We start from the raw sequence: 24,760 nt of genomic DNA on the forward strand, positions 1-24,760 counted from the left end.
TTGAGTACTGATTAGCGTTTCTGACGAAATACCCTGAGCTATTATTAAATATGCTATTAGACAAGCTTAAACAATTTTTCAAAGGAAAAATATAAATCCTTCTGGTTAATCTATGCAACCGTTCTCGACAACGTTTCCGAAATATGAGGGGGATATAAGGCGTGAATTTTAAGCTACAATACAAGGCAGCTGAATTTTGAGAAATCAACTGACTTCCTTGTGATGAGGAAATAAAATAACGGAGAGTTTAAATCAACACGTTTTTTAACGCAATTGATTCTTTGCGGCTTCCCCGTTTCGAATGGCTTCCAGCTCGTCCAATGTCCAGACTTTACTCCGTTTTACGTAGGCTTCTCTGATTTTTTTAACAGTCTCAGGTTTAACCACAGGTGATATAGGAATGCCATTGAGACGTGCTGTGCCCCCAAACTCATACCTAATATAACTAGCTACTGAAGCCACCCAATTATCATTATTAGCCTCCATTGGAGGCATAATACTGGAGTAGGTATTACCATCAATCGGACCACCCAGGCCTTTGAGCAGAATCCGGATGGTAGTATTCGCTTCTGGTAAAGTTAATCGTTTGGAGTTTACTAATGAAGGTGCTGTTAATTGGTTACTGCTTCCAATTCCTTTACCATCGGGACCATGGCAACTGGCACAAACAGATTTAAAAGTTGCTGCTCCAGACAGGATCATGTTCCGGTCTTGTATGTCTAAGTTTGCCAACCGCATCCCAAAATTGCGCACGTCTTCATTCTTATCCAGGGCTTTTTTGGTAGCCATCATCATTTCATTGTCTTTGTTCTGGATTATTAACTGGTTTATCAGGGCGTTTCCCGGCTTCGATTTATTGCTAAATAAAGACAATAAAAGTTGTACCCGCACATCATCGGTTCTATCATTTTGCAATTTGCTAACGGCAGCAATCACCTGTTCATCATTTGTTTTCAGATAACGCTCGCTTATCCAAACAGCTGCTTTCCTAATCTGAGCATTTTCATGTTTAAGAGCCATGAGCACTACATCCTTATCCAAAGCACCTAAACCTTCGAGAGTCCATAACGCATGTAAAACACCGAGATGGCTAATATTTTGATCAACAGCCATTTGTTTTAATTTTGGCACTACTGATCTATCGCCATTTAAAACAATTTGCTTTTGGGCATTATCACGCCACCAACCGTTAGGGTGGTCGAGGTAAGAAATTAATTTGCTGCTGGTTTCGTTGAGCATCCTGGGTTTGTCCGGCTGTTTGAACCCATCGTGTACAACCCGGTATATACGACCTCGCCCTGTATTTTTGGCTAAACCTATCGAATCAATCTTATTACGGAGAAAGGAGCCTGGCTTGGTCCAGTTACCCTGTTGAATGATACCACGGTACATATCCACAATGTATAGAGTGCCATCGGGCCCCGTTGCAGAGTTTACCGGCCTGAAATTCATATCACTCGATGCGATAAACTCCTGTTGGTTATACACGTTTTCAAGCATGGTTTTTCCCTCATGCTGAATTACTTCAGCGCGTCTTACAATTCTGGCAACCGGCTCACAAACAATATAATCGCCTACCAAATCCTGCGGCAGGCCATCACCACGATAAATAGACTGGCCACAAGCCCCGGTAATATGGTTTAAGGTATTATTAGGAGACAATCTTCTTAATCCCCCCTGCACGTCAGGCGTGGCGATAATTGGCCAAACTTCCTGAAATGATTCACTATATTGATCCGGAAGCTCCAGACGGCCGTAAACCGGGTTTATCTGAAATGCAGTAACCGGCCTCTCGCCGCCGGCTGACGAATAAAACAAGCGTCCGTAATTATCATGCGTCAGTCCCCATTGCCCACCAGATCCGCTTACAATAGTGTCAGCCTTCAAGGTGCCATTTGTATATCTGAACCGAATGGGCTCATAGGTCATGTACATCCAGTTATCCAGGTTCCAATCCAAGCCACTGCGCTGGTGTTCCATATTGGCATCCTGAACGATATATTTACTATTTTCATATACAACCCGTTTAATATCGGCCTTGCCGTCACCATTAGAATCCTTATATGCATGTATAGTAATAGTATTGGTTTCATTTACCAGCAACTCGTTGTTTACGCATTGCAACATTCGGGGCAGTAACAGGCTGTCAATGAAAATTGTGCTTTTATCCATTTTCCCGTCATTATTGGTATCTTCTAGTAACGAAATGCGGCTGAGTGGCTGCTGTTCACCCGTTGCATCAGCATCCTGCATGTAGGTTAGCATCTCGGCCACGTACATACGAGCATTCCCATCCCAAACAATGGCAACAGGTTCTTTAATCATGGGCTCGCTTGCAACCAGTTCCAGGTGATATCCCTTTGGAAGATATATCGTTTTCATGCTTTCTTTAGGAGAAAGATAAGCTGGTGAGGGAACAGGATTAACGACTATCCTTCCCAGAGAATCCCTTTCAACTACATTTTGAGCAGTTCTACAGGTATAGACTAACATTGACAGGCATAAAATCGTTATAACCCATTGCTTATTTCGTTCCATTCAATAGCTGTTTGATTAATTTTTCTTGAATTCCTCTTAACTTGGTTCAAAATAAGTGTTCATTTCAAACCATAATTTAAAACATGGGATTTCCCTGGTTGAAAACAAGTCTACAATTATTCTAAAGAAATAGGAATTTGCCATCATAGAATTCTATGCAAGCGTTGTCGAGAACGATTGCATAGATAACTAAGTCCTTAAAAAGAAATAATGTATACCTGTTTTAAAAATCAAGCCCTGAAAAGTTCATAAAATACGGGCAGTGACTTAACATACTAAACGAAAAAGACTATTACCAGCCCGGATTTTGTACAAGGGCAGGAGCTTTAGCTAACTGTGATTGAGCAAAGGGGAAACGATACATTTTATCAGAAAATGTTCTGCCTTGAACTGTAAAATACGTATAAGTGAAAGGTGCTGTAGTCCCTGTTATTCTTACGCCTCTAACCGGTTTATTAAAGAATTGATCTCCCAGTTTCCAACGACGAACATCAAAAAATCGGTGCTCTTCAAAACAAAGTTCCACGCGACGCTCGTTATGAATTCTCAACCGCATGGCATCCCGTGTTGCAGGGACATAACCATTACCATTTATGTTAGTGCTCTGCAATGCGGCTAAACCATCAGTCGGAGGGGTAGTCCCTCTCCGTCTTACATCATTAATGGCATTGTATACTTCAAACGATGGCGAGGCCATAGTTTCATTAAGTGCTTCTGCATAATTTAACAAAATTTCAGCATATCTAAAATATACATATACTCTTCTTGTAGCAGCAGTATTAGTAGTATTAAGGAATTTACGTAGATAATAGCCTGTAGAAGTAGTTCTATCACCGGTAGCCTGTGAATTGTTATCTTTTGCTCCAACCCGGGTATCAATATTTACACTCCTGAAATTCAACCCATTATAATTTATAAACAGATCGAATCTATCGTCTCGGCCTACATAAGGATTGGAAGCGTTGTATCCGGAACCAGCGGTATTTATGCTTTTTCCTGTTGCCTTCATCTCAAATGCATCAACTAACTCCTGTGTAGGGTTAGTTCTACCATTACCATCAGTATAGCTCGGAGGAGCATTATTTACATCAATCGTTGTAGATGATTTGGTTTCAGCAGAAAATATTATTTCTTTATTAAATGCTTGGGTTCCAAAATTCCACAAATTCGCCAGCTGTGCTGTGGTAAGAAGCCCGTGTTTTGTTCCTGAGAGATCAATAACTGCTTTGGCAGCATTTGCTGCTGCCTGCCATTTGGCTATATCATTACTAGGGTTATTAAGAGGACTTGCGAGATATAACAATGTCCGTGACTTAAGAGCTAAAGCGGCTGCCTTAGTTGCCCTTCCCTTTAAAGCTGTTCCGTGATCTACTGATGTTGCATAGCTAATATTAGAAGCAGCAAGGTCACAATCGGCAATGATCTGTGCCGCTACCTCGTCAAATGTGTTTTTAGGAAGATCCAAATTCTCTTCAAGACCAAAAGGCTTGGTTGCAATGATAACTCCACCATAACGTTTCAGAAGTTCGAAATGAAACATTGCACGTAGAAAATAAGCCTCTCCTATCAATGTTTGTTTAGAAAGTGTTGCATCGTCAATAATTGCACTTGTGGGGGCATTTTTTAAGAAAATATTAACACTTCGCAATGCACGGTATTGCTGAATGTAGACATCATCATAAAGCAATGTAGGACCCCAACTGCCATTATTAAACACATTGATTCCCGCGCCGGGCAATGCGCTCACTGCTTCATCGCTTCCGGTTGAGAGCCCAAATTCTCCATTTAATTCATACCTGTAATCGCCGTCCCGATTTTCTACCAGCCCGCGATATACATTATTCAAAAAATTTCTGGTATGTTCATTTGATGCAAAGACCTGTTCTTCCGAAAGTGTGCCATCCACAGCATAATCATATTCCAAATAGTCCTTTTTACAAGCTGAAACCCCGATTATTAAAAGAGCTAAACACGTTTGAATTATATATTTATTCATAATTAATGCTTTAAGTATTAGAATTTGGCATTTATTCCTAAAGAATAAGTTTGCATGTATGGATAAGTTGAACCGCGACCTAAAAAAGGAAGTTCGGGATCAACATCCAGGTCTAATTTTGAAAACGTTATCAGATTAAATCCGTTAAAATAAAATCTAAGATTTTGCATCTTAACTTTTGCCGCTAGAGATTGTGGTAGAGTCACTCCCAACTCAATGGTTTTTAGCTTTAGATAATCTGAATTACGAATCCAAAAATCGGAATTCGCCCGGTTATTACCCAAATTTGCTATCCCAACTCTTGGATAAATTGCAGTTGCTGCAGTAGCTGGTGTCCATCGATTTAAGCTTTCACGATTGAATGATGATGGCCCCGCATATACTATATTGCTAATATCTGTCTTCTGTCCCATCGAACCCTGAAACTGTGCATTCAAATCAAATATTTTATATTTGACAATTGTTCCGAAACCGAGATAGGCGGGTGACCCAAAAGGGTATCTAACCCTGTCATTCGCATTAATAATATTATCGTTATTCATATCCTTATAACGAATATCTCCTGGAAGTATCTGATTAGATAATGTAGATTTTGGTCCTGCAGAAATCTCTGCAGCATTTTGATATAAGCCATCAGATAAATAATAAAGACCTGTACCTGCAGCAAATCCTATGGTCCTTTGGTAATTCGGAACACCAAGTTGACCGCCTTGATTGATGACCTCATCATCAGTTAGCAAAAAGTTCGCATTCAATGAAAATTTGAGATTACGGAAGTCTCTATTGTAGAACAATGAGCCTTCTATCCCTTTACTATTAACTATCCCTTCATTCAAATCTCCGCTCGTCTGACCAATTATATCTGGTATTGATGAACTAGTTAAGATCCCTTCTCTTCTATTCCTAAAGACATCAACTGTTGCTGAAATGGTATTCCCAAAGAGGCTAAAATCTAAACCAAGATTGGTCGTTGTTAGCGTTTCCCAGGTAATAAAAGGGTTACCTATATTTAGTTCATTTGCCGAACCTGTAAGTGAGAAACCGGTTCCCAACTGATATCCGCTAGCATTAGAACCAAGATTACGGGTGTATCGGCTTTCATATGGAAATCTTCTAAGGCCATCACCAAACCCAATCTCAGTGTTCCCGGTTTGACCATAAGAACCTCTAATCTTTAAAAAACTAACCAGCTTACTGTTGATTAAAAGATTTTCATCAGAGACAATCCATCCCGCAGAAATAGCTGGAAAAAATCCATATCTTTTGCCCTTAGGAAGGTCATCATCACCGGAATAGCCCCCGACCAGACTTAACAGATACTTCTGTTTGAAGCTATACTCAATACGTGAAGAAATTCCCTGTAATCGTTGAGAAAAATCAGAAAAGCTGCTGAAGTCAATAACTTCTGATCTCATTCCCCGTACACTTGCATTCACTTTATGGTCATTGATTGACCGGTCATAATCAAATCCAGCCCAAATTTCACTAGATCTGAAAGCATTTGAGTAAGCTGCATTTCTGTAATCTATACGTGCTTCTGTTCTGTAGGGAATAGGATTTCCACTACCCGAAGCATCAAAAACTCTGTAATTCTGACTGAAGCCAGAAGAATAGTCACCCCTTGTATCATAGGAGAATAAAACATTGGCAGATAATCCTTTGGCCAGCATATCCAGTTTATGAGTTGCATTAACATTTGCAAATCCCACCCTTTGCTTGGCGCGAATTACACCGTTTGATGTAATTGCCCCCAAAATATTATTTTGATCCTCCGTTGTTCCCCCAAAACTCCCATTAGCGTTTAAAATGGGATAAGCATTCGGTCTGGTATTATTTATTAATCCCATTAAAGCAGGAGTTCCAAATGCTGGATTTATGCGATTTTCAACCCTGCCGGCTAAATTTACGGAAACTGCAAATTTAGCATTTACATTAAAGTCAATATTCCCTCTAAAATTAAAACGCTTGTAGGCATTATTACTGTTATAGTCGGGGCCTTCTGCTTTATTAAATAGCCCTTCCTGCTCCAGGTAGCCCAGTAAAGCGAAATATCGAACATTATTATCTCCACCCTGTGCAGAAGCCACATATCGCTGAAAAGGTGCTGTGCTTTTAATAAACTCATTCTGATAATTGTTGTCAGGGTATTGTAAGGGATTAGAACCATCCTTATAAGCATTTAATGCAGTCTGCGTGTAACGTGGAACGGCAGTGGGGTTATCATTTAATAATGCTTCGTTATATAATGTAGCATATTCGAAAGAATTTAGCGGGTGCAGCATATGATCCGGATTTTGCAAGCCGTATTGTGCATTAAAGTTTATAGACGACTGAGTGGCGTTTCCCTTTTTGGTTGTCACCAGGATTATGCCCTGCGAACCTCTCAAACCATACCAGCTCAACGTCGCCGGATCCTTCAATACGCTAAAGCTTTCAACTTCCTCAAAGTCAAGATCTGATAATTCACGTTCAATGCCATCAACCAACACTCTTGTATTCACAAAATTGAAAGAGTTTCTTCCTCTTAAACGATAATCACTGAAATCGCTCCCAGGTTGGGTACCTGCCTGTAAAACATTCAGTCCGGGTAATCTTCCGGAGAGTACGTTTGCTAAGGAACTGGTTGAAGGCTGCGGCAGATCAAATGTCTTTATAGAAGAAACTGCCCCTGTGAGATATCTTTTTTGCCGTATTGCAAATGGTATTTCCACGTAGTCATCATCACCAGCCAGAATTTTAGCTTTTTCTAAAATTAATTCAATGCTTTCGTTGAAATTTAAATCAAAGGTTTTTGTTAAGAATCCTGTCTTTTTAAAAACCAGAACATTATTACTGGCTGTCGTTATAGAAAATTTCCCTGAAGCATCCGTAACGGTTTTTGTGTTAATCTCCTGAATAGTAACCGTTACTCCTTCAATACCGGTATTATTTGCATCCTTTACCAAACCGTTATAAATAATCTCAGAGGCTCCATTTCTTTGTGCATACGAAGACATATTTATTACGATCAAAATGAATAGACATATCCATTTTATTTTTTTATATAAATTTTCCATGAACATTATTTGTTTGTTAGGCATGAAACTGCCTGCAGAATGCATATCGATCCCTTGAACAGGATTATTCATCCTTGTATAAACATTAGAAGTTTTCATAATGGCTCTTATCTTATCTGTTATTTTAGCTTAACTAATTAGGCCACCCAGGATTTTGTAACAGATTATTTCCTTTTGCTATTTCATTTAAGGGAATAGGATACAAATGCATGAAGTCATCAAACCTCCGCTGATAGTCATTAGACATAACTGTTGGAGCATAAAAAAAAGTTGTACCTAGTTTCCTGACATCCATACGTTTTATTGGCTGACCAACAATTTCACGGCCTTTTTTCCAGCGTAAAATATCAAACCATCTTACATTTTCAAAAGCCAGTTCAACGGCACGCTCATTGCGTATCAGATCACGCATATTATCTTTAGAAAGAGCAATACCACGCGCAGAAAATGTTTGGGCAACTGTTGGCATATTGACAGTTGGTCTTTGTCGAATCTGATTAACGGCAACCGCTACACCTGCCACCGGACCCTGAGCTTCATTCAACGCTTCTGCATAATTAAGTAGAATCTCACCATACCGGTAATAAACAAAGTTCAGAAGGGCTGTCGAAGTTGTATTCCCTTTTAAAGCTTCAGGCCACAATTTACGGCAATAATAGCTTGTCGCCGTACCGGTACCTACAGTACCTGAAACATCTTTTCCATATGTAATTCCATTTGCTATAGGGGTGTACCATGTTTCCATTTTTAAAGGAGCTTGCCAGGTCTGATCATTATGAATCACATTGAACTCCAACCTGGGATCTCTATTGTTATATGGAGATGCTAATGTATAACCTGATCCGGTATCGGCAATACGGTACCCTTGTTTAGTCTCGTAAAGATCCACATGGTTTTGAGTAGGATTTAATGAACCACTCTTTTCAAGATACCCATTTGTACTTGGGGAAATTAGGTAATCTCGAAAGAAACCAGATACATTTGATATCCGCGGACCCCTGATGTAAGCGAGAATATATTCATGCGAAATAGGGTCTGTTAATATTTTTGAATAATCTGAGTGTAAATTATACCTTCCCATATCAATAACCAATTTAGCAGCATCAGCCGCCTTCTGCCATTTGCTGGCATCTCCTGAGGGGTTCCATAACGGGCTGGCAGCTAATAATAATGCTCTTGAACGCAACGCCCTCACCGCACCCAGATCCGGTCGTCCATTATTATTTGACACATCGCTTCCGGGAATAGTCATAGAATAATTTGGGTTCCATCCCATTTGGGGGGTGTACACTAAGGCTGGACTTGCTCCTGTATTGTCAAGAAATGTAGTATTGCTAAATATTAGCTCTGCTTCGTTAATGTCCTTTTCAATAAAAGCAAGTGTTGCTTCGAAGGTGCTGCGTGGAATATCTAAATTATCAGTCAATTGTAAAGGTTTGTCCATAATAATTGCACCTCCCCAGCGTCTTGCAAGTTCGAAATAAAAATAGGCTCTGAAGTATAACTGCTGGGCTTTCACTAACTCTCCATTTAAAGATGGTTCGTTTTTCCATGGGATACTAGAATATTGTTCAAGGAAAACATTAACATTCCGAATACCCTGATAAAACCTAACATAAGGGGGTAATGCTCTGCTTCCAGATATTATGGAGGTAAATTCAGTTGCATGTGAACCATTGGTCCAATCGCCGCTGTACACGGCTTTGAAAACCTCATCTAAATTACCACTAACTGCCTCATCAGTAAATTCCGAAATAGTGCCCCTGTGTGGTTGTCCTACAGAACCTAATCCATAATAATCAATAATTGTAAAAGCAAACGAACGATCAGCAAACTGAGCAGCAAGCTTAGCATCTTCAAATACATCTTTTTTTGCAGTTACAACACCAGTGTCTCGTTTAAGGAAATCTTTTTTGCATGATGACATCGTTAACAATGCTGCAATTACCAAGACTATATAGTTGATTTTCATTGTCTTAGATTAAAAAGTAATATTTAAATTCATTTGATATGTCCGAATATTAGGATATGTAACTCCTCTGTTTACATAAGTCCCCACACTTCGATCGTCACCATTTTCCGGATCAAGTCCCACAAAGTTTGTCCAGGTATATAGATTCTGGCCGGTTAGGGAAACAGTAGCATTTGACAGCTTTAATTTGGAAACAAATTTTGGAGGTATAACATATTGTAAAGAAATATTTCTTAGCTTAATAAAGCTGGCATCCTGCAGGTTAAAAGCATTTATAATACCGGTGTTCTCCCGTTGATTATCGGTTCTTCCAAAGAACTTATTTCCGCCTAGAGAACTTGGTCTTACTGCAGGATATTTAGCATCCGGTGTTTGCGGAGTCCAGCGATCCAATTGATGGGTATAATATTGGGGCACAATAAATATAGCATCAGTTTCAACTAAGTTAAATTCCGAACTTACCTTATCAACTGCCTGAAATAATGCACTTAAGGAAAATCCTTTAAAAGATATACTGGGCTCCAAACTGTATTGATCTATAGGCAGGTCAGAATGGCCTATTGCTGTATAGTCCTGATCATTGATCAATCCATCTCCATTAAGGTCCATAAGTTTAATATCTCCGGGTATAAATGGGAATCCTTCCATTTTGGCCCATGAATTAACTTCCGTTTGGTTTTGGAAAAAGCCGGGCGCCACAGCATAACCACGAAACTGTCCGATTGCAGCGCCGGATTTTCTTAGATTTCCTTTTTGATTAAGGGGTTCATCCAATATGATTCTCTTGTTTTTTATATGACTAAATTGGAAATTCAACCCATAACCGAAGGATCCACTTCTATTATTCAATTTCAGCTCTGCTTCCAGACCACCATTGTAATTCTGACCATAATTATATGTGGGTACACCTTCTCCATAATGTGCAAAAGTAGAACCGGCCTTCGAAAGCAGAATGTTCTTTCGCTGTTCGTCGAATACATCGAAAATAACTTGAATACGGTTATTTAAAAAGTTAGCATCAAGACCTAAATTTCGCTTAAGGCCGGTTTCAAAAGTTGCAAAAGGATTACCAATGCGGCTGTGCTGATAAACAATAGCATTAGCTCCCGTGGGAAAAGCCGAAGTTGGGCCAAAAGCACCACCCGCAAACCTGCTAGGATTGCCGAGAAAAAAGTTTCCTAAAGGGCCCGGGCCTCCTGAACTATACTCATCCAGGTATAAAAACCTGGAGGATACATCAGCAAAACCGACCAAACCAATATTTCCGCGAATTTTAAGATAATCAAGACCAATAGATTCACTTATCCCTTTCATGAAGTTTTCATTACTCAGCGTATACCCTAATCCTACAGTTGGAAAAAATCCATAACGGTAACCTTCATCAAAGTTTTCCGATCCCTGGTAAGAACCATTGAATTCTGCATAATATTTATCATTAAAATTATATGCTGTTCGAAAAACTATTCCCTGAAAAGCACGTGGTGCAGCAATCCCGGCAAGGGATCTTATCTGTCGGGTACCTACTAAAGCTCCCGAAATTTTATGACCACTAAACGCTCTGTTGTAGTTCGCCTGAAGCTGAAGATTCGTTTTAAGAAATCCATCGCCCACCCCTGCACGTGCAGTCAGCGGATCTTCTATTCTAATAGTCGCAGGAGCAGCAAATGCCGGTTCAATTTGACCGGTAACTCTATTTACCGTATACACAGCTCCTGCTCCAGATTGATTCCGGTAAAATTCAGAACTCTGGTCATATGAAAATGTACCGGTTAAATCTAATCCTTTGGTGATAAAGTCAAGTTTTTGATTAATCATAAAGGTACTTTCCAGAATATTTTTCTCTCCGGTAGTAAAACCGGCTCTTTTCAGATTAAGATAAGGATTTTCCTGATAGGCTAAGGCCCCTCCAAAACCAACACCAATAATCTGGTTATATGTGTCATCCATCGCTATTTGCTGTGGAGTACTCCTTGCTGTGGCAGCACGGTTAAAAGGCATTGACCATGATGGGGCGATATACATCCATTTAAATGCAGCTTCAGCACCGCTAAGAAAATTAGCTACAGCTGCTGTCTGGGTATATTTTATGGCACGTACCGTATATTCATTTTCAATTCTTCCTCCAATATTTAAACTTAACAGTGTTGTAGGAGTCAGTTTATAATCCAGGTTAGACCTGAAATTTGTTCTTTTTGCTTCGGGCGAAGTTTTATAGCCTAAGGGAGTATCGAAATGCTTAAACATTCCATCTTCATACATATACCCTACTGATACAAAATATCCAACTTTCTTATTACCCCCTCTAAGGCTAATATTTTGCTGGTGTCTTGACCAGACATCCTGCGTTAACTCATCAAACCAGTCCACATCCGGATAAAGAAGAGGATCTCCTGTTCCAGTCCTAAAGGTTTCTATATCCTTAGCCGTAAAAAACTTTTGATATGTATTGACATCTAAAAGCCCGGCTGCAAGCAAATTATTCTCCGCCTCATTGTGTAAGACAGCAGCCTCATAGGAACGTAACGGTTTTGGTCGTTGTCCAAACGTATTTAAACCTACCTGACTACTAAAAGTAACTTTCGTTGGTCCTTCAGCACCTCGCTTAGTTGTAATAACAATTACACCATTAGCACCCTTAAGTCCGAAAAGCGCTGTAGATGCAGCATCTTTTAACGTACTGATAGACTCAATATCGTTAGGATCAATATCCCCGAATGTTTCCCTTTCTACCCCATCAACTATTATTAATGCTGCAGAATTTGACGATGCTCGGCCTCTAATAAAAATTTCAGAAGCACTTGCACCCGGACGGCCCTGTAGCTGCCTGGTCATTACCCCAGCCATTCGTCCCGTTAATGCATTTGTAATATTACCTACCGGAGCTTTAACAATATCTGTAGCAGTAATTGTACTTACGGCAGCAACCGATGCAGCTTTAGTTTGTGTACCGAAGCCCACAACGACAACTTCATTTAAATCATTGAATTTCTCAAGTAGAGTTACATTGATCTGTGAATTGTTATTAACCTGACGCTCTAACGTGGTAAATCCAATGTAAGAAAAAACTAACACAGAACGCTGGTCAATTATTGGAATGGAATACTTACCATTCAAGCCTGTTACTCGTACTGTAGTTGTTCCCTGCACACTTACGTTTACTCCAGGCAGAGTTACTCCCTTATTATCCGTAACAATTCCGGTTACCACAGAGTTCTGCGCGTGCAGATTTGTTACTACAAAGCACAAGACCAGCAGAATTCCTTTTTCAATAAACTGCTTAAGTATAATTTTCATCATAATTTGTTAATGAATAGGATTAATAAAAGATAATTAATATGTGGTTTTACTGATAATTCTTACCAAGCATTCCTTGACAGATCTGAACATTAGTACTTTGTCCCTTGGTTAAAATTTGTTGATTCACTACCTGTTTCTTATAAATTCTCTGTTAACCATTGTTAGAATTTATTAGCAGTTTTTGATAGTTGGGCACTACAGTTTTATGAATTTTCCGGAAATAATTATCCTAAAGTAGTTATTAAAAATATCGTTAGTAGGAAAATGAGGATAGAAAAGAGCGAGAACGTTATCGAAAGTCAGATTTGATATTTTGAGGATTGCAGCAATAACCAACTGTATTGGATACGAAGTTTCTAAACGATCATTGCATTCTGAATGAGACCTGTTGGGAAGTTTATGCAAATGTTGCCGATAACGATTGCACAGATAAATAACTCTTACCAGAAGGAATAAAGGTATACTTGCAATTGACAAATAGACTCTGAATAACAGGAGTATATTTGGGCAATAAAGTTAATTTAAACTTAAGCGAAACGGTGTATAGCTTAATACAAAGCTGGTAAATTATCGAATTCTGAACAAAAATCGATAATGTTTATTATAAGAATTGGACTAAGACAGCACTGTTATATTTTTACTTATACTATTGTTGTAAAAAGCACTCCAAATTTAATCTAATTGAAATATGGCGCGTCATTTTGTGACAATAAAGGATATTGCAAAAATTTTAAATGTTTCCGTATCAACGGTATCCAGGGCTCTAAGGGACACCTACGATGTTAATAAAGAAACTAAAGAAAGAATTTTAGCCTTAGCTGCTGAATTAAAATATAAGCCAAATTTTAATGCCACTGGTTTAGCGAAAGGAAGTACACATAATATTGGCATTGTTCTTCCATTTATTACCAATTATTATTTTTCAACAGTTATTACAGGAATACAGGAAGTAGCATATAATAATGGCTATAATATTATCTTATTTGTTACAAATGATTCTCCTGAAAGAGAATTATCGATAATCCAAAATTTATCTGTTTCGAGTTTAGATGGTTTGCTGGTATCGATTTCTTCTAATTCTGATTCTTGCAATCATTTTCAGGAAATTATTGACGAAGGGATGCCAATTGTTTTTTTTGACAGGATAGCCAGTGAAATTGAAGCTTCTAAAGTTATGCAGGATGATTATAACGGCGCTTTCGAAGCCGTGGAACATCTTATTAAAAATGGTTATACGAAAATTGCACATATTGCCGGACCCAAAGGGCTGACATTCACTGAAAAAAGGTTGCAGGGATATCTTGATGCATTAAGGAAACATAATATCGCAGTTTGTGAAGATTGGATCATCTTTTCAGGGTTTTCGAAGGAATGCGGTGAAGAGGATACCTATAAATTATTGAATTGCACGATACGGCCAGATGCGATTTTTGCAGTAAACGACAGAAAAGCAATCGGAGCGATGCTTGCTCTTAAAAATAAAAAAATTGTTATAGGCAAGGAAATTGGAGTAATCGGATTTACTAATGATCCTGTATCAACTATAATTAGCCCCTCTTTATCAACTATCGCAGAACCAGCTTTTGAGATAGGAGAAAAAAGCTGCGAATTACTTTTAAATCATATAAGGAAGAGTTATTTTCATCCTCAGGAAATAACACTACCGGGTCACCTCATTATCAGAGAATCAACAAAAAGGTCCTGATCCTACTCAAAGCTTAATCACAAGTAATTTTTATATAAATTAAGTCGTCTCCAGCCTTTTCGATAGTTCATTACCCTCAATGATAGAATTCGTGTCAGCCTGTAACCAAGAATCATAATCCGCTATTACTCATTTCCAAGCTGTTCGTTTGAATTGTAAACAATTTTCCCCTTTACTATTGTGGTTTGAATGCTAATGCCCTCATCAAAGATGACGATATCAGCATCTTTACCCTCAATCAACGATCCTTTCTTATCCGCAATATTCATTATGCGCGCTGGTGTACTGGTGATCATCTTAACAGCATCTATAAGCGGAACATTGGCCATAGCAACCATGTTTTTCACTAACCGGTTTGCCGTGGCGACACTTCCTGCAAAAGAGCTGCGATCTGGAAGTTTGGCAACGCCATCTTCTATTATCACCTTTAGTCCGGAATATTGGTTACCCAACATACTTTCACCCTCAGGCATACCCGCGCCACGCATCGAATCCGTTATCAAAGCAATTTTATCTGCTCCCTTTATCTTATACACCAGTTTCAGCAAAGGTGCTGGCAGGTGTATTCCGTCAGCAATGACCTCAACATCCATTTCATTTATGAGATAGGCGCTTTCTATCACTCCCGCATAACGAAAGGCATCTCGCTGGGTAACTCCCGACATACCTGAATATAGATGTGTAGCAAGGGTATACCCGTTTTCAAATGCTTCCAGTACCTCTTCATAAATTGCGTCGGTATGGGCCAAAGCTGCCAGAATCCCTTTGGACCGCAGATATTTTCCAAATTGTATTGCTCCCTTTAATTCAGGTGCCGCACTCCATCTTTTAATAATATTGGAGCGGGAAATAACATCTTTATATTCTTTGGGATCAGGATCCCGAATGTAGCGGGGATCCTGCGCTCCACGCTGGGTCATGGCAAAATAAGGGCCTTCCAAATGCATTCCCATAAGTTGAGCTCCGTCTATATTTTCCTTACTTACCTTTTCGAAAATATCAAGAGTTTTCAACAAATCACCCTTTTCGCTGGTTAACGTAGTAGGAAACATAGCTGTTGTTCCAAACCGGGCATGGGTTTGTGCTATCTCAAGGAAGGCTTCAACGCTATTATCCATAAAATCATGGCCACCGCCGCCATGCACATGAATATCAATAAAACCAGGAGATATGAAGTTTCCTCCGGCATCGATTTCAATCGCCCCGTCTACATCAATATCTCCCTCTTTTACGGCAGTGATGGTATCTCCGCTAATCAGAACTGTCCCCCGGGGAATAATCCGGTAGGGTGTAAGGATCCGCCCGTTATATATTTTTAATCGTTGTGAGTTCATGTTTCTAGCTCACTGTCTTTATCGCTAACTACTATAGTCCCTTTTTGAAAATTTCCATCTTCTGAACACACTTAATTTTTATGAATAAAATCGGCAGAAAGAAGCGCCGCAGAATTCTGATCTAAATAGTAAGTGCAATTCGGATGCAGCTGAAGAATACTTGCTGGCACTAAATTGCTGACAGCGCCTTCCAGAGAATCTTTTACAGCACTAGCCTTTCTTCTGTCCGGAACTGAACAAATAATATATTTGGATTTACATATTTGACTAACCGACATACTAATGGCCTTTGCAGGTACATCCGAAACAGACTTAAACCAACCTTCGTTGTACTGCTGTTTACGGCATTGCTCTTCCAGGTCCACAATGATATAAGGTTCTAGCGTATCAAAATCGGCAGGTGGATCATTAAAAGCAAGGTGGCCATTTTCTCCAATCCCAACCAATGCCACATCTATGGGATTCAATTCAATGATACTATTTAATCGATTACATTCAATGACAGGGTCGGCTTCACCATTCACTAGATAGCTTGCTTTCAAAGGCTGCACCTTGTCCAGGAATCTTTCCTTCAAATATTTCCTAAAACTAGCATTAGAAGACTCCGGCAATCCAATATATTCATCCAGATGGAACATTACAACTTTGCCCCAGTCTATATCTTTTTCTAAGACTAATTGCTTTAATGTCTCAAATTGACTTGCCCCGGTAGCCAGAATAATATTTGCACTTCCATTTTTCTCAATGGTGTTCCTTATTAACTCGGCAGCTGCCTTTCCAGCTGTATTACCTAATTCAGCAGGATCTTTTGTTATAATAATTTCCATTTAAAATATTTTTTAATATTTGATACGTCATTAACATTTGACTAATATATAACAGCCCGCCTTAAGCAGTAGCTTTATTTCCACAAGAGGCAAATATCTGTCATTAAGGTTTTTATAAGAAAGTACATTTAAACTCTACAGCATAATAAAACATTCATCATATGGCTGATAATATTCTTCAAAAAACCTAAAACTTGAATTAAGGGGAAAACTACGCACAATTTCAGGTGAATTAAGAGAATCGACTCAATAAAAAAGCGATAACGTTATCGATAACGTTATCGCTTTTCTTAGTCATCTTAGTAATCCAAAAGGGCATAGTTCGATTAAGTATGCCATCCCCGCCCTGAAATAAAGCAACTCCTTTACCAAAAACACAATTCATATTATCATTCGGATAATTGCCATGTTCGCCTATCAGCAAAACCCCGTCTACTGCCAGTTCATCTCCTCCAAGTTTAAGAGCGTCCATTACGATTTGAAAAACTGGAATATTATATTTCTTTGCCATATCACGGTTCAAATCATTCTCGGGAACCTGTTCTGTGAAGATTGATACAATTTTTGATTCCGGATAAGGAGGCATCTGATCCTGATTAAATCCTTCAAGATACTTCCCCACAATTACATCCGTATGCGAATTGAGCCGATATTCAGTAACAATAGCAGCAATACGTTTCGGCTCTCCGGTATTTGCTAGCTTTATTTTACCATAAGTTGGATTTGATGCAAAGGACGCGTCAAGTCCGACATTTAAAGCAGATAAAGGCAAAACAGAAAGGCATTTAATCAGTTCTCTTCTTTTCACTTGTAAAACATTAAATGTTAACTATTCTTACCCACCATAACCTCCTATTCAGAGTGGGAACTCCACTTTAACGGGCTTTGGCAGCAAGGGAGCTTCCCTTAATTAGAGTCTCTTCAGATAAAATATATACTCTCAGGGTTCTTGCAACTGCCAGCAAGGTGATAGACTCAGCATTATGAACCTACTGAATAACGGGCTGGGTTAATTTCCTTCACCAGACCACTTAACATTACGATCCAGTTACCTCCCGGATCACTCTTAGCCAATTCTGACCACAGATTTTCTTAACCCTGTCTTCAGTATAACCCAGATCACGGATAGCTTTTATCACTTTCGGATAATCACTCACATCTTTCATTTCGCGGGCCAGAGGAATGCCACCATCAAAATCTGAGCCCAGCGCAACATGATTTTCTCCTACAAGGTTTACACCATAGTCAATAACACGGGACAGTTGATCCACCCCCATAATATATTTATCAGACATGGCAATTCGGGGAATAAATGGCAATTCTGTAGCCGCCAGTTTATCAACATCGGCAATTGAAGCATTTTCCGGGGCTTTAAGAGTCACCGGCTTTTGAACAACCGGTTGAACAGGGTTTAATGACTTAACCCAATCTGCGTATCTTGGGTTATTAAATCCATTACCAAACTGGAGCCCCATTACCCCACCTTTGGCTGCAACAGCTTTTGCCGCATGATCTGTGATACACCGTTTATTATCAACTATCCCCCGGAATCCGCCGTGACTATAAATAACAGGATGTTTACTAGCCTCTACAGACTGTAAAATAGCTTCATCGGATCCGTGCGCAATATTAATCAGCATTCCGAGCCGATTCATTTCAGCTATTATATTTCTACCCAGCGAATTAATGCCGCCCCAGCGTCTCTCTCCATAACAGGCATCGATAAAGGCGTTACTATCATTATGGGACGTTAACTGTAAGGATCGAAGGCCAAGCCTGTATATAAGGCTCTGAGGATATGCAGATCTCCCTCCAGGTCAAAGCCTCCCTCAAGATCAAGAAACGCCGCTACTTTCCCCTTTTTACTAATCCTTTCAATATCCTTTGCCGTAAAAGCCAACTCAATCTTGTCGCTATTTTTTTCTATCTGATCCAGGCCAATTCAACCACTCTGAACGTGTTTTTAACTTCGTAATGGCCAGGATAATAAGGTTCGGGCGTATAAACAGAAAAAAATACCGCATTAAGTCCCCCTTCGATGATTCTCGGAAGATCTACCGTACCATCAGAATACCTGTCTGCAACATCCAAATTTTGCAACAACTGTCTTGACATTACATGAATATGCCCATCCATAACAAATAATTTAGAGGGGCGTACTGAAATACCTGCTGGCGAAAATGTACTTAAAAATGCCAGTTCCTCAGAAGTTCTTAAAGCTGCCATACTGATAAAAGGCACGCTGGCCAAGCCTAAAGCACCTAGTCCAAGAAATTTACGACGCTTTATTTGATTCCCTTGTCCAACTGATTGATTTAATTTCAGCGGTTCATTTATCGTATCCGCTTTGTTTGTTGAAATTTCTGATTTGAAAATTTCCCCGTCAATTTTTGACATATTATAAAATTTGAAAGTACTTAACTTTGATTTGAAGCTAATTACTCCTTTAAAACGATGTTAAAGCTTAACCTGGGTAGTTCCCCCGTATTTTAAATCGATATCAACAGGCTTATTTGATCTCCAGGAGCCACCGGTAAAATCAGGCACATCAATCGAGTTTGAACGATTATTTACAGACCACTCACTCAGTGGAAATACTGCGCTCCATGCTGCGGCATCATAAACATCCTGATCGAGGGGCAAGCCGTTTCTAAGACAGTCAATCACACGCCAGTCCATAAGGAAATCCATTCCGCCGTGTCCGCCTACTTGTTTTGCGAGATCGCCCACTTTTTTAACGATCGGCGGTGCATATTTTTCTTCGACCAATTTAAATTCTTCGGCAGAAAGCCAGCCATTGTGACTATTTGAAACACGTCCTGGGAGCGGGTATTTCATCGCAGTACCTTTTGTACCACTTACCAGATGGATGCGAGAATATGGCCTAGGGGAGCTGACATCGTGCTGGATCATGATAGTACGTCCTTTATTGGTCCGGATAGTTGTCGTATTCATATTGCCGTTGAATGTATTATTGGCAAACTGCTTGTAGAATTCATCGGTTCCAGCCAGCTCCTTCGCCTTAGCCGCCATCTGAAAGTCGTTACTCTGCATTGATACAAGGTAGTCTAGCTTATCTCCGCGATTGATGTCCAGCACCTGACAAACCGGTCCTAAACCATGAGTGGGGTAAAGACTACCTCTTCTCGTGGCATTCGCTTTTAAACGCCACATGTCCTGATAACCTGTCTTACTGAAATTGTTATCTATTAGATTATGAATATATGCACCTTCAGCATGCACTAACTCACCGAAGTAGCCCTGTCTCGCCATATTCAAGGTGAGGAGTTCAAAGAAGTCATAACAGGTGTTTTCCAGCATCATACAATGCTTCTTCTTACGTTCTGAAGTTTCGACCATTTGCCAGCATTCTTCCACAGTAACTGCCGCTGGAACTTCGATAAACACATGCTTTCCCATTTCCATAGCATATAACGCCATTGGGGCATGCAGATGCCATGGAGTAGCTATATAGATGATATCGACATCTTTGCGGTCACACAACTTCTTCCATTCATTGGGACCGCCTGAATAAAGCGCTGGCTTGTGGCCTAGCGGTTCAACTTTTTTCTGAACCTTAACCACATTTTCAGTTAGGAGATCAGACAAGCCGACCACCTTTACTCCCTCACATTTTGTAAGATTCATAACATGTCCCGGGCCTCTTGAACCGAGGCCAATGAAACCTGCCCTAATATTTTCAATTTTCGGAGCGCCATAACCGCTCATGTTAAAATGCTGAATATATGGCCTCCCACTGTGAGGATTGGCGAAAAGGCTATTTTTAGATTCACTCGCAAACCCATTTAAAATACCACCTCCAGCTACACCAAGACCGGCCAAGCCACTCACTTTTAGAAAATTCCTGCGATTATTTTTCATTATTTATGTTCATTTTGTTGTGTCGATATAAAACAATTCTCCAAAAAGCCCCGGGACTCAAAATATATTCTTTCGTCTATTCGTCCGGCATTTCGAATCCTTAAGATGCAAAACTTTAATCACATCATATGTAACAAAAAAAATCATCCACAATTCAGAGCGGTATTGCGTCCTATTCTCCCTAAAACTTAGATTTTAATGAATATTCTTCTCTTATACATCCAATATAGGATCAGCCATTCTATTAATAACACCAGACTACCACTTATGAGCGTCGCGTATGGTCCGAACCCTTTGTCGAAATTCTGACCTAAATGTTTGAGCAGCGATTCAATGACGGATTTTACACTACCATCAGCAATAAGGTATGCAGCAATGGAGTTCATACCGATCACCATAAGAAAAAATGACCACTTCTTTTTATTGAATATATCAATCACACCGAAGAAAAAAGACAGAAACAAAAAGCAGATACCGCCACTGAAAATTGTCCATGCGGGCGTCCAGATGCGTTTGACAACCGGGTTGACCCCGATTAGATGCAACAATACTCCAAACGCGATCAGTGAGGTTCCAGCAATTATGAAAACCTTCATTTTCTTTCTATCCGCCATGCTGGACGCCAAAATACTGCCGGCAAGCAGTCCGAGTATCATTGTTCCCAAAGTTGGTATAAAACTCAGTGTACTGTATCCACCTCTATTGAATTGAAACTCCTTAGTACGCGGGAATAAATTCATAAACCAGTTGTCAAATGCCCAGGCCAGGTTTGTATTTTTATTCCAGTGCGCTGCAAAACCATTTAAATTATATTCCCAGCCGGCTTTAACACCAGCAGCTGCATAATTGAAATCCGGGCCAGGCAAAGGGTACAAAGCGAATGCAAGCCAGTATCCTACTAATATAGTAACCAGGCCAATTATCTGCACGCGCGATGAATACAATGCTAGCAAAACCAGAAAGGGATATCCCAGGCCGATCTGAGTAAGTGTATCTTCAAACGTAAAATTAATTCGTTGGGAATGAATAGAACGAAGAAAAATCCCGAGCAAAATCAGTATAAGCGAGCGCTTCAAGGTATGTAATAAGATATTAGTCACCGATGCTCCTTTACTTTTACGGCTTGCAATCGAATACGGTAAAACCACACCGACCAGAAATGTAAAAGATGGCTGAATTGTGTCATGTAAACTCAACCACACCCATTCCACATGGCTCTGGTGAAAAGCTATGATTTTCCAGAATGAGCTTTCAGGGATAGCCTCTGAAACATCCGAAAGTGAAAGCACTTCCACCATCATTAACAGCATGACAAGCCCGCGATAGACATCCACAGAAGCAATCCTGTTTACAGGCATCGCCGGATTGATCACTACACCGGAAATGGGGACAATTTCTTCTGCACCGGATTTTTTCATGTTATTGGTGTACGTCTTTCATCAAAATATAGCTTCTCTTTAAATTTTAGGCTGCCATCCTGTATGATATTCACGTCCCCATAATTTTTGACCATCTTTGTCACCCAGGATATGGCCATTCTTAGGATCGATTTTTAAATCACGACCTAAGCGCCAGGAAATATTTCCCAACTGCATGGCAACACAGCTCTTATGGCCCAGTTCCACATCGCAATTAGGGCGGCGGTTATTCCGAATGGCATCAAGGAAATCAATTACGTGAAGACTATCGAGTCCTAAACTTGGGCTTGCAGTATTGCGTCCATCAATACCTTCTTCTTTCATAAGAGATTTCACCTCATTTACTAATTTGCCAGAAAGGTCATAAACCTTATACTCATCACCCCCTGTATCCAAACTTCCATTTTCGCCGTAGAAAATAACACCACGTTCTTGCCCTTCAATCTTTCTTCCATTTGAACTCCTGTTCTCCCACATCAATGATATGCGCCCGGGGTAATCCATCGTGATAACTTGAGTATCTGGAGTTTGCCAATCATCTTTAAACTGGTATCTGCCTCCAACAGAAGTAACACGGGTAGGGTAATCAACCCCTAATCCCCAACGTGCAACGTCAACCTCATGGGTTCCATTATTCAAAGCTTCTCCAGTTCCCCAATTCCAGAACCAATGCCAATTATAATGAATTAAGCCGTCTTGATAAGGAACACGCGGCGCTGGCCCCTGCCATAAATCGTAATCAAGCCAGGTTGGTACCGGACCCGGTTTGAGGAAAGTTTCTTTGCGATTATTGGTATACCACGCTTTCGCTAAGTAAACACGGCCAATAATCCCTTTGTGTAATTGATCGATCCCTTGGGAGAGCACGGGTGCTGAACGCCGTTGTGCACCCATCTGAACCACCCTGTTATATTTTCTCGCTGCTGCGATAGCAATTTCCCCCTCTCTGGGATTATGACTTAAAGGTTTTTCTACATAGACATGTTTGCCAGCCTGGCAACCCATGATCGTAAGAGGCGAATGCCAGTGATCAGGGGTTGCAATGTAAATGGCATCAATGGATTTATCTTCTAATACCTTACGGCAATCTTTTTCTGACTGAGGGGTATTGACTTGTTTGGCATCCATGACCGTTTTGATGGCCTTGGGTATAGCTCTTTCATCCACATCACATACGCATGTCACTTCTGCATTTTTTTGCCGGGCAATTGTACCAGACATGCTGTTTCCACGACCGTTTACACCAATGGTGGCCACCCGCACTCTGTCGTTAGCACCTATGATATTTTTATAACTCTTTGCACTAAAGCCAAAGACTGTTCCTCCGAATGTCAGGCCAACAGAACCGATAGCCACTTTCTTAATAAAATTACGTCTCTTCTCCATTAATCTATTCTGATTTGCATTACTGTTTTATAAAATATAAGTCTCGGTAATTCATGTAAAGAATATACGGTCTCTACACAAGCGGAATTTCATAAGTTTCTGATGCTGAAAGTACGAAAAATTACAATTAGCTCGTGGAAAGATAAAACTGTAAATTCTTAATAATTTACTATCGTTGTTTTGCCAATAGGATATTATTTTGTTACGCGTCCTATGCCGAACTGATTTCCTGCTTTTGTGACTCTATTACCAGCGAAATTGATTTCAACCATTTTCTCGCTGGCTACACTATTGTTAAATTCATCCTGCAACGTTAGAAGTGGCTTACGAGTTTTAACATCAATTACCTCACCGCTTGAAGGATAGGCATATTTTCCATCCATGCTGAAAGTTATCCATCCTGGCATATCCTGTAAAGGTATTGTTGTAAGTTGTTGAAAAGGTTTTACTGCACTAAAAACATGCATACGCATGTTATAGCCATCACTCACCCATACTTCTTTTTCATCGGGAGTCAGGCCGATACCGTGACTCGGATTGCCGTGCCTTCTTACCGGACCCATATTCCAGCCTTCCACAGTTATGCGGGCAATCTTTTTTCCGCTCTTTAGGTCTCCCACTTCAAAGCCAAGCAGGCTATCCACATTAACAAAAGTCAAAGTTTCTTTACCATTAATGGTAAAAGGACGAATGCCATTTCCAAAGGGGCCTACCTTTTTAACAATAGTATGGGTTTTTGTATCCGTTATGTGTAAATATGGCGATGCTATGTCGGCCAGATAGGCATGATCTCCGGATAACCCATAAAGTGTATTATGTGCCCGGCGATGCACTTCAATTTTTTTAATGATATTCCCAGATTCGCAATCGATCACATTCCAAAAATTTTTCTCCAGAGAAGGTAGATACATGGTCCTGCCATCTGGTGAAACCGACATTCGGTCACACCCTCCTTCAAAGGTCTTCTCCCACAATACTTTTTCCGTAGTCAAATCTATACGTTGAAGTGATTCAAGGGTACTTACATAAATACTATTGAGCGCCACACTTACTGCAAGCCCTTTAACATTAGACGGCCCTCCATCTTTGCTAAACCCTTGACTGATAATACGTTTTACGAAACGATGATTATTATCTATATCAAAAACAAGTATGCCATGACCGCCATATCCAAGGTAATTTCGAATTCCTGGTACTGCCACATACAGGTATCTTCCTGATGCAGGCGTATTAATTTCTGTAGTAAGAGTTCGGTCAGATAAGGGTATCCATGCCGTTGTCGATATTATGAACAGCCCACATAATATTAATATAAAAGTTTTAGTTTTTACTTTCATGATATGATTTGT

15 protein-coding genes are annotated in these 24,760 nt (G+C 39.9%); 1 reads left to right on the forward strand and 14 read right to left on the reverse strand.

The window, feature by feature from the left end; all coding sequences use genetic code 11:
- Positions 1 to 264 precede the first annotated feature (264 nt).
- The 5 genes from WKF69_RS00745 to WKF69_RS00765 form a co-directional block, all read right to left on the reverse strand.
- The gene (locus WKF69_RS00745) at positions 265 to 2,538 is read right to left on the reverse strand and encodes a c-type cytochrome (RefSeq protein ID WP_340378641.1); all 2,274 of its coding nucleotides are present in this window, start codon (positions 2,536 to 2,538) and stop codon (positions 265 to 267) included.
- A gap of 292 nt (positions 2,539 to 2,830) precedes the next feature.
- The gene (locus WKF69_RS00750; protein ID WP_340378642.1) at positions 2,831 to 4,534 is read right to left on the reverse strand and encodes a RagB/SusD family nutrient uptake outer membrane protein; all 1,704 of its coding nucleotides are present in this window, start codon (positions 4,532 to 4,534) and stop codon (positions 2,831 to 2,833) included.
- Between the two features lie 17 nt (positions 4,535 to 4,551).
- Positions 4,552 to 7,689, reverse strand: a complete 3,138-nt coding sequence (locus WKF69_RS00755; protein ID WP_340378643.1) for a SusC/RagA family TonB-linked outer membrane protein — start codon at positions 7,687 to 7,689, stop codon at positions 4,552 to 4,554.
- Between the two features lie 34 nt (positions 7,690 to 7,723).
- On the reverse strand, positions 7,724 to 9,562 hold the full coding sequence (locus WKF69_RS00760; protein ID WP_340378644.1) for a RagB/SusD family nutrient uptake outer membrane protein: 1,839 nt from the start codon (positions 9,560 to 9,562) through the stop codon (positions 7,724 to 7,726).
- A 9-nt stretch (positions 9,563 to 9,571) separates the two neighbouring features.
- Complete coding sequence (locus tag WKF69_RS00765) at positions 9,572 to 12,859, reverse strand: TonB-dependent receptor (RefSeq protein WP_340378645.1); 3,288 nt, start codon at positions 12,857 to 12,859, stop codon at positions 9,572 to 9,574.
- Positions 12,860 to 13,547: 688 nt separating this feature from the next.
- Here WKF69_RS00765 and WKF69_RS00770 point away from each other — a divergent pair.
- On the forward strand, positions 13,548 to 14,564 hold the full coding sequence (locus WKF69_RS00770) for a LacI family DNA-binding transcriptional regulator (RefSeq protein WP_340378647.1): 1,017 nt from the start codon (positions 13,548 to 13,550) through the stop codon (positions 14,562 to 14,564).
- A 125-nt stretch (positions 14,565 to 14,689) separates the two neighbouring features.
- On the opposite strand, the gene nagA is transcribed toward WKF69_RS00770, so the two are convergent.
- From nagA to WKF69_RS00815, 9 genes are all read right to left on the reverse strand, one after another.
- Positions 14,690 to 15,898: an N-acetylglucosamine-6-phosphate deacetylase gene (nagA, locus tag WKF69_RS00775; protein WP_340378649.1), complete on the reverse strand. Its 1,209-nt coding sequence runs from the start codon at positions 15,896 to 15,898 to the stop codon at positions 14,690 to 14,692.
- A 71-nt stretch (positions 15,899 to 15,969) separates the two neighbouring features.
- Positions 15,970 to 16,725: a glucosamine-6-phosphate deaminase gene (locus WKF69_RS00780; RefSeq protein ID WP_340378651.1), complete on the reverse strand. Its 756-nt coding sequence runs from the start codon at positions 16,723 to 16,725 to the stop codon at positions 15,970 to 15,972.
- Positions 16,726 to 16,957: 232 nt separating this feature from the next.
- Complete coding sequence (locus WKF69_RS00785) at positions 16,958 to 17,533, reverse strand: hypothetical protein (RefSeq protein ID WP_340378653.1); 576 nt, start codon at positions 17,531 to 17,533, stop codon at positions 16,958 to 16,960.
- A 229-nt stretch (positions 17,534 to 17,762) separates the two neighbouring features.
- Positions 17,763 to 18,509 (reverse strand): membrane dipeptidase, encoded by a 747-nt coding sequence (locus WKF69_RS00790; protein ID WP_340378695.1) that lies wholly within the window; start codon positions 18,507 to 18,509, stop codon positions 17,763 to 17,765.
- 139 nt (positions 18,510 to 18,648) lie between these two features.
- The gene (locus tag WKF69_RS00795; RefSeq protein WP_340378654.1) at positions 18,649 to 19,122 is read right to left on the reverse strand and encodes a hypothetical protein; all 474 of its coding nucleotides are present in this window, start codon (positions 19,120 to 19,122) and stop codon (positions 18,649 to 18,651) included.
- A 60-nt stretch (positions 19,123 to 19,182) separates the two neighbouring features.
- Positions 19,183 to 20,607: a Gfo/Idh/MocA family oxidoreductase gene (locus tag WKF69_RS00800; protein ID WP_340378656.1), complete on the reverse strand. Its 1,425-nt coding sequence runs from the start codon at positions 20,605 to 20,607 to the stop codon at positions 19,183 to 19,185.
- A 188-nt stretch (positions 20,608 to 20,795) separates the two neighbouring features.
- Positions 20,796 to 22,025, reverse strand: coding sequence for a hypothetical protein (locus tag WKF69_RS00805; RefSeq protein ID WP_340378657.1), 1,230 nt, complete (start codon positions 22,023 to 22,025; stop codon positions 20,796 to 20,798).
- Positions 22,026 to 22,064: 39 nt separating this feature from the next.
- Positions 22,065 to 23,411 carry a Gfo/Idh/MocA family oxidoreductase gene (locus WKF69_RS00810; RefSeq protein ID WP_340378659.1) on the reverse strand — a complete coding sequence of 449 codons (1,347 nt, stop codon included), beginning with the start codon at positions 23,409 to 23,411 and terminating at the stop codon, positions 22,065 to 22,067.
- 194 nt (positions 23,412 to 23,605) lie between these two features.
- Positions 23,606 to 24,748 (reverse strand): hypothetical protein, encoded by a 1,143-nt coding sequence (locus WKF69_RS00815; protein WP_340378661.1) that lies wholly within the window; start codon positions 24,746 to 24,748, stop codon positions 23,606 to 23,608.
- Positions 24,749 to 24,760: the final 12 nt, after the last annotated feature.

Source organism: Daejeonella sp., from assembly GCF_037719425.1.
Taxonomy (GTDB): domain Bacteria; phylum Bacteroidota; class Bacteroidia; order Sphingobacteriales; family Sphingobacteriaceae; genus Daejeonella.

What these genes read in the sequence shown, in the direction of transcription:
- WKF69_RS00745 (WP_340378641.1), bottom strand. Translation starts at nt 2,538, where the DNA reads ATGGAACGAAATAAGCAATGGGTTATAACGATTTTATGCCTGTCAATG.
- WKF69_RS00750 (WP_340378642.1), bottom strand. Translation starts at nt 4,534, where the DNA reads ATGAATAAATATATAATTCAAACGTGTTTAGCTCTTTTAATAATCGGG.
- WKF69_RS00755 (WP_340378643.1), bottom strand. Translation starts at nt 7,689, where the DNA reads ATGAAAACTTCTAATGTTTATACAAGGATGAATAATCCTGTTCAAGGG.
- WKF69_RS00760 (WP_340378644.1), bottom strand. Translation starts at nt 9,562, where the DNA reads ATGAAAATCAACTATATAGTCTTGGTAATTGCAGCATTGTTAACGATG.
- WKF69_RS00765 (WP_340378645.1), bottom strand. Translation starts at nt 12,859, where the DNA reads ATGATGAAAATTATACTTAAGCAGTTTATTGAAAAAGGAATTCTGCTG.
- WKF69_RS00770 (WP_340378647.1), top strand. Translation starts at nt 13,548, where the DNA reads ATGGCGCGTCATTTTGTGACAATAAAGGATATTGCAAAAATTTTAAAT.
- nagA (WP_340378649.1), bottom strand. Translation starts at nt 15,898, where the DNA reads ATGAACTCACAACGATTAAAAATATATAACGGGCGGATCCTTACACCC.
- WKF69_RS00780 (WP_340378651.1), bottom strand. Translation starts at nt 16,725, where the DNA reads ATGGAAATTATTATAACAAAAGATCCTGCTGAATTAGGTAATACAGCT.
- WKF69_RS00795 (WP_340378654.1), bottom strand. Translation starts at nt 19,122, where the DNA reads ATGTCAAAAATTGACGGGGAAATTTTCAAATCAGAAATTTCAACAAAC.
- WKF69_RS00800 (WP_340378656.1), bottom strand. Translation starts at nt 20,607, where the DNA reads ATGAAAAATAATCGCAGGAATTTTCTAAAAGTGAGTGGCTTGGCCGGT.
- WKF69_RS00805 (WP_340378657.1), bottom strand. Translation starts at nt 22,025, where the DNA reads ATGAAAAAATCCGGTGCAGAAGAAATTGTCCCCATTTCCGGTGTAGTG.
- WKF69_RS00810 (WP_340378659.1), bottom strand. Translation starts at nt 23,411, where the DNA reads ATGGAGAAGAGACGTAATTTTATTAAGAAAGTGGCTATCGGTTCTGTT.
- WKF69_RS00815 (WP_340378661.1), bottom strand. Translation starts at nt 24,748, where the DNA reads ATGAAAGTAAAAACTAAAACTTTTATATTAATATTATGTGGGCTGTTC.